Origin of the sequence: Capnocytophaga haemolytica, assembly GCF_001553545.1 — a bacterium.
Taxonomy (GTDB): Bacteria; Bacteroidota; Bacteroidia; order Flavobacteriales; family Flavobacteriaceae; genus Capnocytophaga; species Capnocytophaga haemolytica.
On the sequence record NZ_CP014227.1, the window covers coordinates 1,078,793 to 1,096,262 of the forward strand.

General features: G+C 44.5%; 18 protein-coding genes. 7 read left to right on the plus strand and 11 right to left on the minus strand.

Annotated features, from left to right (window positions below; genetic code table 11):
* Positions 1 to 22: 22 nt before the first annotated feature.
* The 5 genes from AXF12_RS04730 (at position 23) to AXF12_RS04750 (ending at position 2,803) form a co-directional block, all read left to right on the plus strand.
* Entirely contained in the window at positions 23 to 253 is a 231-nt protein-coding gene (locus AXF12_RS04730) for a ferredoxin (protein ID WP_066428772.1), read from the plus strand.
* A gap of 83 nt (positions 254 to 336) precedes the next feature.
* Positions 337 to 957: a porin family protein gene (locus AXF12_RS04735; RefSeq protein WP_066428773.1), complete on the plus strand. Its 621-nt coding sequence runs from the start codon at positions 337 to 339 to the stop codon at positions 955 to 957.
* Positions 958 to 1,011: 54 nt separating this feature from the next.
* Entirely contained in the window at positions 1,012 to 1,386 is a 375-nt protein-coding gene (locus AXF12_RS04740) for a hypothetical protein (protein ID WP_066428774.1), read from the plus strand.
* Positions 1,383 to 1,871, plus strand: a complete 489-nt coding sequence (locus tag AXF12_RS04745; protein WP_066428776.1) for a hypothetical protein — start codon at positions 1,383 to 1,385, stop codon at positions 1,869 to 1,871. The genes AXF12_RS04740 and AXF12_RS04745 overlap by 4 nt, the downstream gene beginning before the upstream one ends.
* Positions 1,871 to 2,803 (plus strand): DUF6427 family protein, encoded by a 933-nt coding sequence (locus tag AXF12_RS04750; protein ID WP_066428777.1) that lies wholly within the window; start codon positions 1,871 to 1,873, stop codon positions 2,801 to 2,803. The genes AXF12_RS04745 and AXF12_RS04750 overlap by 1 nt, the downstream gene beginning before the upstream one ends.
* On the opposite strand, the gene upp is transcribed toward AXF12_RS04750, so the two are convergent.
* A complete protein-coding gene (gene upp / locus AXF12_RS04755; protein WP_066428779.1) occupies positions 2,774 to 3,430 on the minus strand; it encodes a uracil phosphoribosyltransferase in 657 nt (218 codons plus the stop codon). The genes AXF12_RS04750 and upp overlap by 30 nt on opposite strands.
* 127 nt (positions 3,431 to 3,557) lie before the next feature.
* On the opposite strand from upp, the gene aroB reads away from it, so the two are divergent.
* Positions 3,558 to 4,625 carry a 3-dehydroquinate synthase gene (gene aroB, locus AXF12_RS04760; RefSeq protein WP_066428782.1) on the plus strand — a complete coding sequence of 356 codons (1,068 nt, stop codon included), beginning with the start codon at positions 3,558 to 3,560 and terminating at the stop codon, positions 4,623 to 4,625.
* 57 nt (positions 4,626 to 4,682) lie between these two features.
* Here the strand turns inward: aroB and AXF12_RS04765 are convergent, their stop codons facing one another.
* From AXF12_RS04765 to rsmH, 10 genes are all read right to left on the minus strand, one after another.
* Positions 4,683 to 5,171, minus strand: a complete 489-nt coding sequence (locus AXF12_RS04765; protein ID WP_066428783.1) for a dihydrofolate reductase — start codon at positions 5,169 to 5,171, stop codon at positions 4,683 to 4,685.
* The gene (locus AXF12_RS04770; protein ID WP_066428785.1) at positions 5,168 to 5,572 is read right to left on the minus strand and encodes a 2TM domain-containing protein; all 405 of its coding nucleotides are present in this window, start codon (positions 5,570 to 5,572) and stop codon (positions 5,168 to 5,170) included. The genes AXF12_RS04765 and AXF12_RS04770 overlap by 4 nt, the downstream gene beginning before the upstream one ends.
* 106 nt (positions 5,573 to 5,678) lie before the next feature.
* Positions 5,679 to 7,910 carry an NADP-dependent isocitrate dehydrogenase gene (locus AXF12_RS04775; RefSeq protein WP_066428787.1) on the minus strand — a complete coding sequence of 744 codons (2,232 nt, stop codon included), beginning with the start codon at positions 7,908 to 7,910 and terminating at the stop codon, positions 5,679 to 5,681.
* Positions 7,911 to 8,190: 280 nt separating this feature from the next.
* Positions 8,191 to 10,326: a TonB-dependent receptor gene (locus AXF12_RS04780; RefSeq protein WP_066428789.1), complete on the minus strand. Its 2,136-nt coding sequence runs from the start codon at positions 10,324 to 10,326 to the stop codon at positions 8,191 to 8,193.
* A gap of 486 nt (positions 10,327 to 10,812) precedes the next feature.
* On the minus strand, positions 10,813 to 12,045 hold the full coding sequence (gene mraY / locus AXF12_RS04785; RefSeq protein ID WP_066428796.1) for a phospho-N-acetylmuramoyl-pentapeptide-transferase: 1,233 nt from the start codon (positions 12,043 to 12,045) through the stop codon (positions 10,813 to 10,815).
* A gap of 61 nt (positions 12,046 to 12,106) precedes the next feature.
* Positions 12,107 to 13,567: a UDP-N-acetylmuramoyl-L-alanyl-D-glutamate--2,6-diaminopimelate ligase gene (locus AXF12_RS04790; protein ID WP_066428799.1), complete on the minus strand. Its 1,461-nt coding sequence runs from the start codon at positions 13,565 to 13,567 to the stop codon at positions 12,107 to 12,109.
* A 24-nt stretch (positions 13,568 to 13,591) separates the two neighbouring features.
* On the minus strand, positions 13,592 to 13,723 hold the full coding sequence (locus AXF12_RS12645; RefSeq protein ID WP_257721646.1) for a hypothetical protein: 132 nt from the start codon (positions 13,721 to 13,723) through the stop codon (positions 13,592 to 13,594).
* Between the two features lie 37 nt (positions 13,724 to 13,760).
* Complete coding sequence (locus AXF12_RS04795) at positions 13,761 to 15,779, minus strand: penicillin-binding protein (RefSeq protein ID WP_066428800.1); 2,019 nt, start codon at positions 15,777 to 15,779, stop codon at positions 13,761 to 13,763.
* 6 nt (positions 15,780 to 15,785) lie between these two features.
* Positions 15,786 to 16,115: an FtsL-like putative cell division protein gene (locus AXF12_RS04800; protein ID WP_066428802.1), complete on the minus strand. Its 330-nt coding sequence runs from the start codon at positions 16,113 to 16,115 to the stop codon at positions 15,786 to 15,788.
* A gap of 38 nt (positions 16,116 to 16,153) precedes the next feature.
* Positions 16,154 to 17,062, minus strand: coding sequence for a 16S rRNA (cytosine(1402)-N(4))-methyltransferase RsmH (rsmH, locus tag AXF12_RS04805; protein WP_066428804.1), 909 nt, complete (start codon positions 17,060 to 17,062; stop codon positions 16,154 to 16,156).
* An 88-nt stretch (positions 17,063 to 17,150) separates the two neighbouring features.
* Between rsmH and AXF12_RS12255 the strand changes: the two genes are divergently transcribed.
* Entirely contained in the window at positions 17,151 to 17,297 is a 147-nt protein-coding gene (locus tag AXF12_RS12255) for a hypothetical protein (protein WP_159429708.1), read from the plus strand.
* Positions 17,298 to 17,470 lie beyond the last annotated feature (173 nt).

The window sequence follows — 17,470 nt, forward strand, 5'->3', positions numbered from 1 at the left end:
CTCACACCTCAAACCTGAAAAAATGGTCATAGTAACATTACAGCGGGATAAGTGTATCGGGTGCAACTATTGTGTGGAGATGGCACCAGAGCAGTTTCAGATGTCGAAGAAAGACGGCAAGAGTGTGCTACTTCGTTCTACGGAGAAGAAAGGGTTTTACACCCTGAAGTCGCACGATGAAAGCATCTTAGAGGCGTGTGAAGCAGCACAAAAGGCTTGCCCTGTGAAGATTATAACAACGAAACAAGTCTGATGCAAGGTATCAGGCTTAAGGTGTAAGGCGTCAGAGCTAACGCGCTAATCCCTTATGCCTAAAGCCTAAAATTAAATAAACCAATGAAGAGAATTTTATTATTAACAATGTGTGTGTGTGCGTTTTGGAGTGCCAAGGCGCAGTACATAGGTTTGAAGGCGGGCTATAACTATGCACGCCTGAGCGGAGATATGAGTGATGGAGCCTCGATGACGGCTTATCACGGTTTTTTTGCGGGTATTACGATGGAAATACCGCTTTCTAACCTATTTTCAGTGCAGGTGGAAGGTATTTACAACCGCCGTGGTGCGCATATCAAGTCCGATATTTACGGCAAGGCTACGCTCGACTTGGACTATCTTTCGGCTCCTGTGATGGCACGATTCAATGTGGGGCGAGGCATCAATCTGCACGTAGGTCCGCAGTTGGAGTATCGCATAGGTAAAACTAACTTTTACTTCGATAAGGGAGCTCCTCTACCTGTAACGCACGTGAGTGATGAGGCTATTGACAACATTGATGTAGCAATGACCGCAGGCATTGGCTATACCTTGGATTCGAGTTGGTTCTTTGAACTGCGCTGGGTACAAGGGCTTACCAACATCTTCGAAGGTGATGAGCTAACGCTTACCAATACAGGCTTTAGTCCGAATTATATCTTTAAGAATAGAACCCTTTCGATAGGGATAGGCTATGTTTTTTAGCGATTAGTGATGAAGCAGTTGTTTTGTATATTATTGTTGTTAAATACTTTCTTTATGCAAGGTCAAGAGAAGGAAGATGTACGAGAGGTACGTTTGGAATTCTACGGAGGTAAGGTTTTGTTTTCTCCTGCTTATTGGATAGATAAGCAGTGGGCTGGTTTTGAGAAATATGCACCATATCCAAGAAAACTAAAAAGCAGCAAGCGAAAGCCTACTAAGGATTGGGTAAAAGTGATGAAAGCCTTAGACCTCAAAAAGTTTAAGACTATAAAGGAAGGAGAAAGTGTACAAGCGTCCTGTGGTACAGATGCTGTAATTGTAGTAATAACTGATAAGCAGCAATATCGTAAGCAAAACGCTCACGACAATACCTTATGGAAAAACCTATATGATATATTACACAATCAATGGAAAGAAGACAACTTATGAAGCAACTAATTTACATCACAATAGCAGTGATAAGCCTTGTGGGTTGTACCAAGGATACGGCAAAGCGCAATCCTTTCTTGGGTGAGGCGCGGTTTTCATATACGATTAACACTAATTTACCAGCATACAACAGCTTGAAAACCCCTGGTAGCACAGTCTTTATTCCTGCACCAAGTGCGGGCATCAAGGGGGTATTCGTAACGTACCTCGGCGGGAATACCTATCGTGCGTGGGAGGCTGCCTGCCCTAACCACAACCTCACGGATTGCCAAGCGATGCACTGCGCTGAGGGCAGCAAAGATGTGGGCTTTCAGCCTTGTGAAGACAATAGCCATAACTATACAATGGCAATGTGCCCCTGCGACAAAACCGTCTATCACCTGCTGAACGGTCAGCCTATTGCCACAGGAAATATCACAAATATATACCCTCTGCTCAACTACAATGTAACGTTGGCAGGTGAACAAATAACCATAAGTAACTGATGCTTAGTGCGCGTTTTGAAAATACAAGGGCAATTGATTTACTGATAGTGTTCTTAGCACTGTTGGCTGGGGCGTTGGTATACGAAACCCAAGTGCTGCATACGGTTTTCACAGATGCAGTAGTGATTGAAAAGTTAGTGATAACCATCCTTTTGCTGCTATCATTCTTGCTTTTACAGCAAATCAATCGTTGGAATGAGCTAGCTGAGACAAAAAACTGCTATGTGCTCTTCTTTTTTGCAATATGTATCATCCTTTTTCCTATGACCTTCTCTTCTATACGGGTTGTAGGAGCTAATTTATTGGTATTATTAGTGCTTTGGCGTATTCTTACACTTAAAACGGGTGAAGAAGTACCTCAAAAACTCTTTGATGCTTCCTTATTGGTGTTCTGCGCGGGTATATTGCACCCTTGGGCACTTGTTTTTTTACTCAATATATGGATTTCGTTGCTGTTCTACGGCTCTGAGAAGCGTAGATATTGGCTTATACCCTTCTTAGCCCTCATTGTTATACTGATATTGGGCACTGCCATTTGGTTGCTCTCGGGCTTGCCTTTTCAAGTGATTATTGACAATTTTGAGGCTTTTGATTACACCCATATCACAGAAATTCCCAACTTTAACTTGCCGCTGGCTACCGTAGTATCGCTCATCAGCTTAGGGGTGATGCTATCAGTGTCGTTGGGGGTATACTACTTCGTAAGACGTTACCACAGCATCAGTTCGCAGATAGTGATACAGTTCCTCTGGGTGGGGCTTCTCGTCTTTTTTCTTTCCAAAGAGCCCATCTATCTCTTTGCACCCATCGCCATTTTCTTTGCGCTTTATGTCGAGCGCATTTACAAACTATGGCTCAAGGAAACGATACTGTGGCTATTGATATGCTTCCCTGTGGTGATTCTAACCCTGCATTTTGTTACCAAAAGCTAAGTCGCCTGCATCACCTAAGCCAGGTACTATGTAGCCGTGCTTATTGAGGGCAGGGTCGATGGTGGCAATCCACAAGTGCGTATCTTCTGGAAATTTTTCCTCTAAATATTCAATACCTTGCTCAGAACCTATCACGGCAAAGAGGTGTGTTTGCTTGGGCTTGCCCAGTGGTGCCAAGGCTTCATATACGTTGATAAACGAGCGACCTGTGGCGAGCATTGGGTCGGCAAGGAAGAGTATTTTGCCCTCTAAGGAAGGGGAGGCTAAGTACTCCACTAAGATGTCGAAGTCTGTCTCGGAAGTGTGCTTGCGATAGGCGGAGATAAAGGCATTGTCGGCATAGTCGAAATAGTTCATAAGCCCTTGGTGCAATGCCAGTCCCGCGCGGAGGATAGAGCATATCACAATCTCGTCCTTGGGTAGTTGTACTTTCTTTTCGCCCAAGGGGGTTTTTACCAGTTCCGACTTGTATTGCAGGAACTTACTCATCTCATAACAAAGAATTTCGCCTATGCGCTCAAGGTTGTAGCGGAAGCGCATACGGTCGGCTTGGATGTTTACATCGCGCAGTTCGGCGATAAATCGGTTGAGGATAGAAGGATCCTCGCCTAAGTGGTGGATAATCATTGTTATTGGCTTTTCAGCTTTAAAAGCTATTACGCGGCAAAGGTACAAATTTAATGAGTAATGAGCAATCTGTAATATGTAATTTTTTTAAAAATTGTATCTTTGTGCCCTAAACTTATTATAGATTATGATGTTAAATCCTATTGAATCGCTGGGGTATTCAGTGTATTTTAATGAGCAGGGAGCTGATTTTCTACATCAATTACTTGCTGAAAAGAACTATTCAAAGCTGTTTTTATTAGTGGATAGCCATACCGCTGAGGCTTGTATGCCTACCTTCTTACAGTTGTTGGAAACTAATATCCCTATTGAAATCATTGAGATAGAAGCGGGGGAGGAGCACAAGAACCTTGATACGTGTACGCAGGTGTGGTATGCTCTTTCTGAACTTGGTGCTGACCGCCATAGTGTGCTTATCAATTTAGGGGGAGGTGTGGTGACTGACTTGAGCGGCTTTGTAGCCTCAACTTTTATGCGAGGTATTGATTTTGTGAATATTCCTACCTCACTCTTGGCTATGGTTGATGCTTCGGTAGGAGGGAAGACAGGTGTGGATTTAGGCTCACTGAAGAACCAAGTGGGGGTGATCAATAGTCCAAAGGGTGTTATTATTGATACCCAGTATTTAGCAACGCTTTCGCGGGAAGAATTCCGCAGCGGGCTTGCTGAGATGTTCAAGCACGGGCTGATTGCCTCTCAGGCATATTGGCAGCAGATGTGTAGCCTGAAAGACTTAGATATTACTGATTTAGATAGGCTTATTTATGAGTCGGTGGTAATTAAGAACCAGATCGTAATGCAAGATCCTCGCGAAGGAGGGCTACGCAAGACGTTGAACTTCGGACACACCCTTGGGCACGCTATTGAGTCCTATTGCTTGCAGAGCAGCCATCGCCGCCGTTTGTTGCACGGTGAGGCGGTAGCTATTGGGATGCAACTAGCTTGTGAGCTGTCGGTAGCTTTAACGGGATTCCCACGGAAGGATTGCGATAGCGTAAATACAACACTGCGGTTCTACTTTCCCCAAGAGAAGTTTACCTCTGAGGAAGTCGGTGAGATTATTCAGCTATTGCGCTTTGACAAGAAGAATTCACACGGTGAAGTGCGCTTTGTGCTTTTAGAGGGTATTGGGCGCTCTAAGACAGACTGTATTGTGCCTGAAGCGCTTATTTATCAGGTTTTTCAAACGTTATAGAGTAAAGGCTAAACGGTATATACTGTTTAGCCTTTGTTGTTTCTTAATGCCCAATACTTAACGTCTCTTATAGGTTTCAAAAGTGAAATTGTAGGCGTGCTTCTCGTCCTTGAGGATCGTTTCAGAGGCGATTAACTCCCATTCAGATAGGTTGATAGTGGGGAAATAAGTATCTGCCTTCGCAAAAGAGTGATGCACCCGAGTGAGTTCTATGCAGTGGGCGAGGGGTATTGCCTGCGCATAGATCTCGCCTCCGCCTATGATGTAAGGTGAGGCATCTAAGGACAAGGCTCGCTCAATAGCCTCATTAAGAGTGCTGACCGCAATAACGCCTTCAGGGTGATATTCTTGCTGCCTTGTGATCACGATATGGGTGCGGTTGGGCAGCAGTTTGGGGAAAGTCTCAAAAGTCTTCCTGCCCATTATGATGCAGTGCCCCGTAGTGAGTGCCTTGAAGTGCTTAAAATCAAGGGGGAGGTGCCATAGCAGCTCGCCTTTGTGCCCGATAGCGTTATTTTCGTCGGTAGCAGCGATGAGGGTTATCATACAGTTTCAGACTTATTTTGCTCGGTTTCAATCTGTCGGGCTACTTCTTCTCGCTTTTTTTCGAGTTCTTTTTCAACGGCAACGCCCATCTTCATAATCTTTTCTTGTTGAGCAGCGATGAGCTTTTCGCGCTGTTTTTCTTCCCATTCTTTACCCATAAATCGGTTGAATACAAACACACTCATAGCGTGCCATAACCATAGGAATAGCCATATCAGAGCAGCCCAGTACCACCAGTTATAGTCGGCGCCATAGCCTAATAGTTTGTTGGCTACCCAAAAGAAGATAGTGCCTAATACAAACACAAAGAAATGGATGTAGAGCAAGCGTTTTTGCTTCATTCTCTCTTCGGCATTTTTGAATAGCTCGTATTGTTCTTGAGTCAATTGTGTATCTGTCATAATGTTTTATTTAGTAAATTCGGCGCAAAAATAATAAAAATATTTGTTGCGCAAAAGGGTTCTACTTTTTTTTATTCTGATATCATCCGTTAAGTTTTAACAGTCTTTACAGTAAATGAGGCAATAGGATGCGCTTGAAGGTAGCACTGGGTTGCATCACGGTGCAGACTTTTTCTTCATCGGGGAGGTAATAGCCGCCGAGTGTTACGGGGTGACCTTGCTCTCTGGTAAACTCTTGGACGATAATGTTTTCCTTCTCTTTTAGCGAATGTGCAATAGGGAAGAACTCACGGGAGAGCTCAGCGTCTTCAGTTTGCTCTGCCAAGGCTTCTGCCCAGTACATTGCCAAGTAGAAATGGCTGCCTCGCGTGTCAATTTCACCTATGTGGTGTTGTGGTGACTTGTTGTTTTCGAGAAGTTTCTCAGTAGCTTTGCCTAAAGAGTTTGCCAGTACGGATGCTTTGGGGCTGTCGAAGGTGCGGGCTAAGTGCTCCAGTGAGGCTCCTAAGGCGAGGTATTCGCCAAGGGAATCCCAGCGGAGGAAGTTATCCTCGAGAAACTGGGCGACGAGCTTGGGTGCTGAACCGCCTGCGCCTGTTTCAAAGAGACCACCGCCGCTCATCAAAGGCACGATGGAAAGCATTTTAGCACTCGTTTCAAGTTCTAAAATAGGGAATAAGTCGGTGAGGTAGTCGCGTAGGACATTACCCGTCACAGAGATAGTATCTTCGCCTTTTCGGAGCCTTTTCAGGGTGAATAGGGTAGCCTCAGCGGGCGGAAGAATGCTGATCTCCAAGCCGTCGGTGTTGTAATCTTTCAGGTAGGTATTCACTTTTTTGATCAGTTCGGCATCGTGGGCTCGATGGCTGTCCAACCAAAAAACTGTGGGGACACGTGCCTCCTTAGCCCTTGATACTGCGAGTTTTACCCAGTCTTGTACGGGGGCATCTTTCACAGTACACATACGCCATAGGTCGCCTTGCTCCACCTTATGGCTCAGGAGGGTAGTGCCGCTTTCGTCAATGACGTTCACGGTGCCGCTACTGGGTATCTCAAAGGTTTTATCGTGCGAGCCGTACTCCTCTGCCTTTTGTGCCATCAACCCGACGTTGGAGACGCTACCCATTGTGGTGGGGTCGAAGGCGCCGTGCTCTTTGCAGAAGTTGATCGTAGTGCTATAAACCCCTGCGTAAGCACTGTCGGGGATGAGAGCCAAGGTGTCCTGCAAAGCACCTTGTGCGTTGTACATTTTGCCTGAATTGCGTATCATTGCGGGCATTGAGGCATCAATGATCACATCGTTGGGTACGTGCAGATTAGTGATACCCTTATCGGAATTGACCATCGCAATGGCAGGTGCTTTCTTGAGTGACTGCTCAATAGCTTGCTGAATTTCAGTTTTTTCCTCAGTGGGTAGGGGCTCTATTTTGCTGAGTAAATCGGCTAAGCCATTATTGGGGCTTATCCCTAAGCGGGCGAATGTAGTGGCGTACTTTTCGAATACGTCGGCGAGGATAGTGCTCAGTGCATACCCGAAGAGGATGGGGTCGGTGACCTTCATCATTGTGGTCTTCAGATGTAATGAGAGCAGTAAGCCGCGCTGTTTGGCGGTAGTGATTTGCTCTTTGTAGAAATCGAGCAGCGCCCTTTTGCGCATTACGGCGGCGTCAATGATTTCACCTTTCTGAGCGGCAAAGGGTTCTTTTAAGACTGTGCTAACGCCCTCAGCTGTAACGAGTTCGATACGCAGTTTGGTATCCTCGGAAAGGGTTACTGACTTTTCGCTGTGGAAGAAGTCGCCCTCAGCCATTGTAGCCACGGCAGTTTGTGATTCCTTACTCCAAGTGCCCATCGTGTGGGGGTGTTTGCGAGCGTAGTTTTTCACTGCTTGGGGCACACGGCGGTCGGAATTACCCTCACGCAGCACGGGGTTTACGGCACTACCTTTTACCTTATCATAGCGTGCTTTGATAAGTTTATCTCCTTCGCTTTGAGGGTTTTCTGGATAATCGGGCAGGTCGTAGCCTTTGGCTTTTAGCTCACTGATGGCGGCTAAGAGCTGAGGCACAGAAGCACTGATGTTGGGCAGCTTGATGATGTTGGCTTCTGGGCTTGCGGTGAGGGTGGCTAACTCAGCTAAGTCATTATTAGTGCGTTGGTTCTCAGTGAGGAAGTCAGGAAAAGCTGCGATGATGCGCCCTGCCAAAGAGATGTTTTTCTCGCTAAATTCAATACCCGAAGAGGCTGTAAAGCGCTTGATAATGGGCAATAGTGAGTGGGTTGCCAAGAAGGGAGCTTCGTCGGTTAGAGTATAGATGATAGTTTCTTTTTTAGCCATAATATGATGTTTAATAAGAGTACAAAGGTATAAAGAAAGTTTTAATACACCAAATATAAAATGAATTATTTTTTGAAAGGGGGTATTTTAGAAGGTTTCCCAAAGGTGATTTTTCATTTTTTCATATTTTATCCGAAAATCAGTTGTATTTTCTACGATATTGCTTTTGTGTAAAAAAGGGAACACACCTCGTTTGTTCGAGATGTGTTCGGGATGTGTTCGAGATGTGTTCGAGTAGGATAGGTAAAAGGGCTGACAGAAATATTTTCTGTCAGCGGACTTAGAAAGTAATGGTTACCCCTACTAAGTAGTTGGCTTCTGCTGCGGGGATGTAACTCATTCCGTAATCGTTGTTGGCATAGGCTACATACTTGTTGTTGAGGATGTTATTCCCTTGTACGGAGAAGAGTACCTCTTTAGCAACGGCTCGAGGTTTCCACAGGTAGGTAGCGGCGAAGTTGTTTACCCAATAGGCCTCTAATTTGGCGTCGTTATGCTTGGTGTTATCGACGTATTGGTTGCTGACGTACTTGGTGATTAGGCTCATTCCGAGATCCTTTAAAGGGAAGAAAGTGAGGGTATTGCCAGCTATCACAGCAGGTGAATAGGAGATAGGAGTATCGCCGAGGTCAATAGTTTTGGTCTTATCAGTAGGGTCGGTGATTTTGTAGTTTTTGTTCTTGTTTTGACTGTAAGCGATGTTAGGCTGCCACAGCCATCGGTCGGAGATTTTGTAGCTCAAATTGAGTTCGACCCCTGCGCGGTAGCTTTTGCCTACGTTCTCGCGTATGGGGTAGCCCGTTGCGTTTAGCTTACCTGTAAGAGCCAGTTGGTCAGTGTATTGCATATAATAAGCATTGAGGTTTAGCTGTAGATCGCTGCCTGTAAATCGCCAACCGAGTTCGAAGTCGTTGAGCTTCTCAGGGAGTGGCTTTTTTGCTTCGGGATTATCGGCAAGGGCATCGGTATAGTTCTTATAATCAGAGCGATTGGGTTCCTTAGTGGCACGTGCATAGGAAATGTAGAGGTGGCTATCGGGATTGATGCTGAAGGTGATGCCTCCCTTTGGATTAAAGGCGGAGAGGTGTTCGTTAACGTTGTATTTATCAGCGCGATAGGTGACGTGTCGGTATTGTAAATCACCGAAGAGGCTCCAGTGTGGTGTGAGCTGCCACGTGATTTTTGAGAAGGCTGAGAGCTCGCCTTTGGGGTTGATGCCTTCGTAGCTGTAGCGGTTCCCGTAGGTGAAGGAGGCTTTTTCAGCCCAAAGTAAGTCCTTATAGTGGCTTCCTTCGTAGCGGTTTGCGAGACCACCGAAGATGATTTCGAGCTTATTACTGTGGTAATTGATATCAAAAGTGGTTCCGTAGAAGTCGTTGTCGAGCCCTTGCTGGTGGATGATGTAGGCTTTCTTTTCTTTGCCTTTGGCGTCCTTGCCAAGCGAAGGGAGCCCGACTTTGGAGTAGGCTTTTTTCTCGTAGTTTTCCCAATAGCCCTTGCCTTTGGTGTAGTGGAAGGCGAGATGGGAGTTCCACGAGGAGCCCCATTGTTGTGACCAGTGTAGCTGGGCGTGGTCTTGGGCGTAATTATCGGTTTCGTTGTTGTAGAAGTGCTTATTACCTGCGGCATCGTAGTATTCGCCAGCAGGATTGTAGCGACGGTCTTTTTCGAGGGTTTCTTTATCTAAGCCTATGTAAGTGAGATAGACGTGTTGCCGTCCGCCAAAGAGAAGGGCTTTGATGAGGGTTCCTCCGTAGGCGTAGGCTCCTTGTAGGAAGTAGGATTTGAGGTCGGAAGAGGCACGGTCGCGGTATCCATCGGATTTGATAACGGAGAAGCGTCCACTGAGTTCGAAACGGTTGTTTATTTTGCCTGTGGAGAGCTTGACAGCGTGCTTGTGTGTGTTGTAACTTCCGTAGTAGTTGGCTATCTCGGCAGAGGCATCGTTTTGGATGGCGTCGGTAAGCACATTGAGGCTTGCTCCAAAGGCTCCTGAGCCGTTTGAGGAAGTTCCTACGCCACGTTGGAGTTGGATGTTTTCAGCTGAGGCAGCGAAGTCGGAGAGGTTATACCAAAATACGCCGTGCGACTCGGCATCGTTGAAGGGCACGCCGTTGATGGTTACGTTGATGCGCTCTAAGTTGGAGCCACGAACGAACATATTGGTAGCCCCAAAGCCTGTGCCGTCCTCGCTATAACTCACTACGTTGGGTAGCTGATTGAGGAGCAGAGGGAGCTGTTGCCCTGTGTTTTTCTCCTTGATGGTTTTCTTGGAGAGATTGCTAAATGTTACGGGATTGGTTTGTTTTGCTCTTACAGCAGATACGAGCACCTCATCGAGTTGGATGGGTTGTGATTGCGCTACTATTGCCATAGGTAATAGGCAAAGTACTGCGCCAAGTAATGATTTTTTCATTGTAAAATGTTGTATTTTACAAATAAAAGAGGTAATTATTTGGTGGTGAATAAAAAAAGCCTGTTCGTGCTACCCAAAAGCAGGAACAAGCGTTAACGCTTCTTTTTCCTTTAACAGTATTACCTGTTCAAGTTCTATGGGTATGATCTCAGCCTGTTACAGCACCCCTTTGAGACGGCGCAAAAGTACGATGTTTCTTTGTAATAGGGAAAACTTTTTACTGATTTTTTATTTAAAAAGTAGTTTTAATTCTGTTGTGCGTTGATTTATAAGTACCTATAAGTAAGGGCTCTTTTATTTTTATTAGCGGTAAATATTTATTGAGGCTTGTCCTTATTTACTTTACCTCTGTTTTTAGATACAACGCTTTCAATATATTTTATCTGTTGGGGATGAGATTGGTATATATAAAGACTTCTTTTAGGGCGCTATTTTCATTTATTTGTTGAAAACTACAATTAAAAGTATTGTTTTGCAGGCTTTGTTCTATCTCAGCTTGAGTGTGACAATTGAAATCACGGCTAAGAAGATGCCTACGATGAGGAAGCGCATCACTATTTTGCTTTCGTGGAAGCCTTTTTTCTGATAGTGGTGGTGAAGCGGAGACATTAGGAAGATACGTCTGCCCTCACCATATTTGCGCTTTGTGTATTTGAAGTAAGCTACTTGTATGATTACGGAGAGGTTTTCTATTAAGAAGATACCACAAAGGATGGGTATGAGGAGCTCCTTACGAACAGCGATGGCGATTACGGCAATGATGCTTCCGATGGTTAAACTCCCTGTATCGCCCATAAAGACTTGTGCGGGGTAGGTGTTGTACCACAGGAACCCTACAAGGGCACCTGCAAAGGCTGCAATGAAGACGGTAAGCTCACCCACTCGTGGGATATACATAATATTGAGGTAATGAGAGAAGATGATATTGCCAGAGATCCAAGCGAAGATCCCCAGAGCAAGCACAATGATAGCCGAACTTCCCGCAGCAAGTCCATCGATTCCGTCAGTGAGATTAGCACCGTTGGAGACAGCTGTAACGATGAGGATTACCAATGGGATAAATACAAGCCATACGTATTTATGAGCGTTTTCGCCTGTCCAAGCAATAAGATCGGCGTAGTCAAATTCGTTGTTTTTTACAAAGGGGATAGTTGTTTTAGTTGATTTTACCTCTTCGGTGAGGTTGTTTTCAGTAGGGATAGTATTTTCTGTTTGGATTTTTGCAAAGCTTGCCTTTTCATTCTTTACGGTTACATTGGGGTTAAAATAGAGTGTTGCCCCTACGATAATGCCTAAGCCTATTTGCCCGAGGACTTTAAAACGCCCCTTAAGACCTTCTTTATTTTTGCGGAAGGTTTTGATATAATCATCAATAAAGCCGATAGTACCCATCCATATAGTGGTGATAATTAGTAAGATGACATATACATTATCCAACTTAGCCAGTAATAACACAGGGATGAGTGTTGCTAAAATGATGATAATTCCCCCCATTGTAGGCGTTCCTGCTTTCTCGCTTTGACCTGTTAGACCTAAGTCGCGGACTGTCTCGCCAATTTGCTTCCGTTGTAGGAGGCGGATGATACGCTTACCGTAGACAATTGAGATAAGTAAGGATAATATCAAAGCCATACCTGCTCTAAAAGAGAGGTATTTGTATAATCCTGAACCAGGGAAGTCGTAGTATTTTTCTAAGGTTTCTAATAAATGATACAACATATTAGCGAACAGCTTTTGGTGTAATTAGTTATCGGCGGCAAAGGTACAATAATTTCTGGAATTACTTTCCATATAGGAGTAAAAATTCCTGAATAACTTTGAGATCATCGAAAGGAGAGCGCACCCCTTTGACTTCTTGATAGGTTTCGTGCCCTTTCCCTGCAACGAGGATGATGTCTCCTTTCTCAGCATTTTTCACTGCTGACTGAATGGCTTGGCGTCGATCGGTAATGGTTTGTACTCTGTGGAAGTTTTGAGGTTGTACTCCTGCTTCCATCTCACGAAGGATCGTCTTAGGGTCTTCATCACGGGGATTGTCGCTGGTGAAGATTACAGCATCACTGAGGGTTGTGGCAATATCAGCCATTTCAGGGCGTTTGGATTTGTCGCGATTGCCACCACAGCCTATTACAGTAGTGAGGGTTTCCTTGTGGGAACGTATGTCATTGATGGTTTCTAAAACATTTTGCAGAGCGTCGGGGGTATGAGCATAGTCAACAATGGTGACCACGCCACTGCTGCTTACTGCTACTTGGAAGCGACCTGTCACGGGTTTTATCTTGCTTATCAGGCGCAACACATCCAAGCTATCTAAGCCTAAAAGTGTTGCTGTGGCATATACTGCTAAAAGGTTGTAGGCATTAAAGCGCCCGATGAGTTGCGTCCATACTTCTTGCTTGTTTATTTTTAAAAGTAAGCCATCAAAGCGACTTTCAATGATCCTCGCCTTGAAGTCAGCAAGGGTTTTTAGAGCGTAAGTCTTTTTGGTGGCACGAGTGTTTTGCAACATAAAGGAGCCATTTTTATCATCGACATTTACCAAGGCAAAAGCCTCTCGAGGAAGATTGTCAAAGAATCGTTTCTTTACATCACGATAAGCGGTAAAAGTTTTGTGGTAGTCAAGATGGTCGTGGGTGAGATTGGTAAAGATACCTCCCATAAAGTGTAATCCCTCGCAACGATGTTGGTCGATACCGTGAGAACTTACCTCCATAAAACAATGGGTAACACCCTTCTGTACCATTGCAGCTAAATGAGCATTGAGTTCCAGTGGATCAGGAGTGGTGTGAGTAGCCTCGTGGCGCTCATCATCAATATAGACGGCAACAGTAGAAAGCAGTCCTGCCTTATAGCCTGCCTCACGGAAAAGCTCATAGAGCAGTGTGGCAATGGTAGTCTTGCCATTAGTGCCTGTGACGCCTACGAGCTTGAGCTGCTGTGAAGGCTTGCCGTAGTAGGCAGAAGCTAATAAAGCTAAGGCTTTGCCACTATTTGTCACTTGCACATAAGTAACCTCCTTGTGTAAAGTGTTGGGCAACTCCTCACAGACGATTACCACAGCTCCAAGAGCAATGGCCTTTTCAATAAAAGTGTGCCCATCCACCGCAGTACCTCGTACGGCTACAAAAAGGCTGCCTTGAGAGGCTTTGCGTGAATCAAAGCAGAGTGAGGTGATCTCAAGTTCAATGCTACCGATAATAGCTTCGGTAGTGATATCTTTTAATAAAGTTTTTAAAATCATTGTATAGAAATTAGAGGTCAGAGATTATTTATCTTTTTCTTTCTTCTCTGTTTTTGTCTCGGTTTCTTTATTCTTATTTTCAACCTTTTTAGGTTTATAGCTACTTCTTATCAGTGCTGAAGCTTTCATCTTGTTTGTTTCTGTACTTGTGTTCATATTCTTATGTTATTTAGTTATTATTTCTTAAAATCTCTCATTCAGATACTGTCCCACACTGAAGATTTACAAAAGTACCTGGGGTTATCTTTGTACCGTAGGCTACCGACTGAGTGCTTACTTTTCCTGTGCCTGTCAGGCGTACGCGACAACCCATATTTTCTAAGAGAGCTACAGCATCCATAGCTGCCATACCACGTAGGTCGGGCATAATAGTTTTGAACTTTGCAGATTTGGCATAATAGTCCTCATAGTTCTTGGCAGAAGCATAGGAGACTTTATCAACGTCATCCACGGTATCCATCAGCAGTGAATTGGTATAAATTTTATGAGCAATACTTTTAAATACAGGTCCTGACACATCCGCTCCGTAAAAACCCACACTTTTGTCGGGCTCGTGAATGACGACGATACACGAATATTTTGGGCTTTCCACAGGGAAGAACCCTGCGAACGACGATATATAGCTCAGTTTACTTTTATCCGCACTGGCGTAGTTTTTACGGGCAGTACCTGTTTTGCCAGCCATCGAAAAGTCATCGGAATGCAAACGGTGACCGCTGCCATAAGAGCGAGCTACAACATCTGCCAACAAGCCTTTTGCCTTGCGGGCTGTCTCTGGGGAACATATCTTGCTGTTGATAATCTCGGCGTTGTATTTCTCGATAACTTTATTCCATTCCCGTACTTCTTTAATCAAACGCGGTTTTATCATCACCCCACCGTTGGCAATGGCATTGTAGAAAGCTAAGCTCTGTAAAGGAGTGATTTTCACTGAGTAGCCTATCGCCATAGATTCGAGGGTCACCCCACTCCACATCTTGTCCTTAGGAGTTGGGATAAAAGGCTCACCTTCCCCCAAAATAGGCAGCCCTAAGCGCAGCCCTAAGTTCATTTGTAGCAATTGTGAAGTGAAGTCGCTGGGAGTTTTTGCAAAAAGGCTGTGTACGAGCTCAGTCATCCCTACGTTGGAAGAGACTGCAAAGGCCTTTGACAGGCTGATGCGCCCTGTGAACCTATGTTGTGAATCCTGAAAGGTTTTGTCATAATACTGCACTTTACCATCCCTAACATCAACGGTGTAGGTAGTGTCGATGGCTCGTTTTTCTAAGGTAGCCACTACGGTCATCAATTTAAATACAGAGCCAGGTTCGTGTGCCTCACCTACAGCAAAGTTGTAGCGCTCAGAGTAAGTGTCGTTCTTAGGGTTGAGTTCTAAGTTAGAGATAGCTTTAATCTCGCCAGTACTCACCTCCATCACGATCACGCAGCCGTGTTTTGCTTTGTATTTCTTGAGTTGAGTGAGCAAGGCGTGGTGGGCAATATCCTGAATATTGATATTGATAGTTGAAACTACGTCATAGCCATCTTTGGGCTCAATGATGTTAAAGCCACTAGCGAGCTTCCACTGTCCTTGAGCAATTTTTTGTTCCACACGGCGACCTTTGGTGCCCAAAAGGTAGTTGGCATAAGCACCTTCAAGTCCTACACGAGTAGTATAGCCTGTTTCATCAGTGCGGGCGTAACCAATACTACGATTAGCAATGCCACCAAGAGGGTATTCACGTTTGATATTGCGTTCAACAATGAGTCCGCCTTTGTACGGACCTTTTGAGAAGAGAGGAAAGCGCTTTATACGGATGTACTCGCTATAACCTAAGTTATGAGCTACAAGCATATAGCGATTTTTATTTAGGCGTTCTTTTCTGAATAGATTGCGATAGTAACTGCTTGAATTCCCCATCATCTTTGACAGGGAATCGCAGAGAGGATTGATCAGTTTATTAAAGTCACGAGAGGAAGGAGCAACAGCGTCCCAGCGGATGGTATAGCGCGTAACAGAAGTGGCTAAGAGGCTTCCATCATCGGAATAGAGGTTGCCTTGACTGGGGAGGATATCCGCCTCACGGAGGGTGGTTTCATCAACCCTTTCGCGATAAGCCTCTCCTTCAATTTGCAGTTTGATGAGTTTAAAAGCTATGAAAAGCCCGATAGCAAGCATCATACCTGCTACGAAGAAAGTTCTACCTGTTATCTTTTTTTCTTTCTTTCCCATAAGATATTACTCTTCAATGATAGCTTTGATCTTTTGAGGTGGCTGCTCAGGCTGCTGAAGTCCACGTGCTTCTAACTGATCTAATAACGTAGACTCTAAACGCACTTTTTGCAAGCGCGAACGTATATCGACAAATTGACTCTTGAGTTCATTAACCTCATCGTTCAGGCGTGCTATCTGGTGAACGCGCCTATCCACACTATGGGCGCTGGCAATCATAATAACGCCTAAGACGAAGAGGAAGCCTATGAAAGTCCAGTTTTTGACAGCCTCTTTGCCCTCCACTAAGAATTTCCCGCGAAGGATATGTTTTATTTCGTTAGTTGCTTTTCCCATTATTTATTTTAATTTTCTTCTTAGTTCTTCAGTTGTTTTTAAATCCTTACACCTATCCTCAGTTTAGCACTTCGGGCTCTGCTGTTTTCCTTGATCTCATCCTCTGAGGGAGTGATCATTCCACCTACTTTTTTGAAAGGGACAGATATATTGCCATAAAAATCTTTTTCAGGAGCACCTTCTAACTGCCCGTCACGGATGAAACGCTTTACTAAGCGATCTTCAAGGGAGTGATAGCTGATAAGGCTGATACGTCCACCTTCACGCACTATGTCAGGTAGTTGTAATAGAAAAACCTCTAAAGCTTCCATCTCTTGATTTACCTCAATGCGTATAGCTTGATAGAGTTGTGCCAAAGTTTTGAGTTCTTTCATCTTGGGGAGGAAAGGACTTACAATAGCTTGCAATTCGGCACCTGTGTGGATAGGTCGCTCTTTGCGGGCTGTTACAATGGCACGAGCCATTGCCTTAGCATTCTTCAATTCGCCGTAAAGACTAAAGATATGAGTGAGCGCTGTCTCGTCATAATTGTTAAGAACGTCCTGTGCAGACTGTGAATCTTGCTGATTCATACGCATATCGAGTTTGCCTTCAAAGCGCGTGGAGAAGCCTCGTTCAGGCACATCGAACTGGTGTGATGACACCCCGAAATCAGCTAGCACACCATCTACCTGAGTGATGCCGTAGAACTTTAGGTAGCGCTTTACATACTTAAAATTCTGTTGAATGAGGGTAAAACGCTCGTCGTCAATAGTATTACTGATAGCGTCTGCATCTTGATCGAAAGCAAAGAGGCGACCGCTGCTACCCAGATGGCGCAGGATTTCGCGTGAGTGTCCACCTCCACCAAAGGTGACATCCACATAGGTGCCTTCTGGCTTAATATCCAGACCTTCAATGCTCTCACTGAGCAATACGGGTTTGTGATAAGAATACTCTTGACTCATTTTAGTGCTATTGAGACGGCAAAGGTACAAATAAAAATAGACATACACAAAAAAGAGTTTTGTATAACAGATCAAACGCACGAAATTTATGCCTTATCTCTATCTATTTCTATTTCCTAAGAAAGCACTACAGATCTCGGGTTCATCTGCCGTTCACATCGAACTCATTACGGATGCAATACGGACGAACACCGAAGGAACGCCGAAGGATAGTATTACCTCAGTATTACCATAGTATTAGGTTTATATTAGGTTTAGTATACAATCATCGAACAACCAACGAATTACAATTATATGAAAAATAGTCTTTTTACACACTTTGCATAGTCATAACCTCGTACTTTTGTACGATTGACCTGTTTGTGTAAAAACTGCTACAAGTTTGTAAACTGAGGTAAAACTACTTTT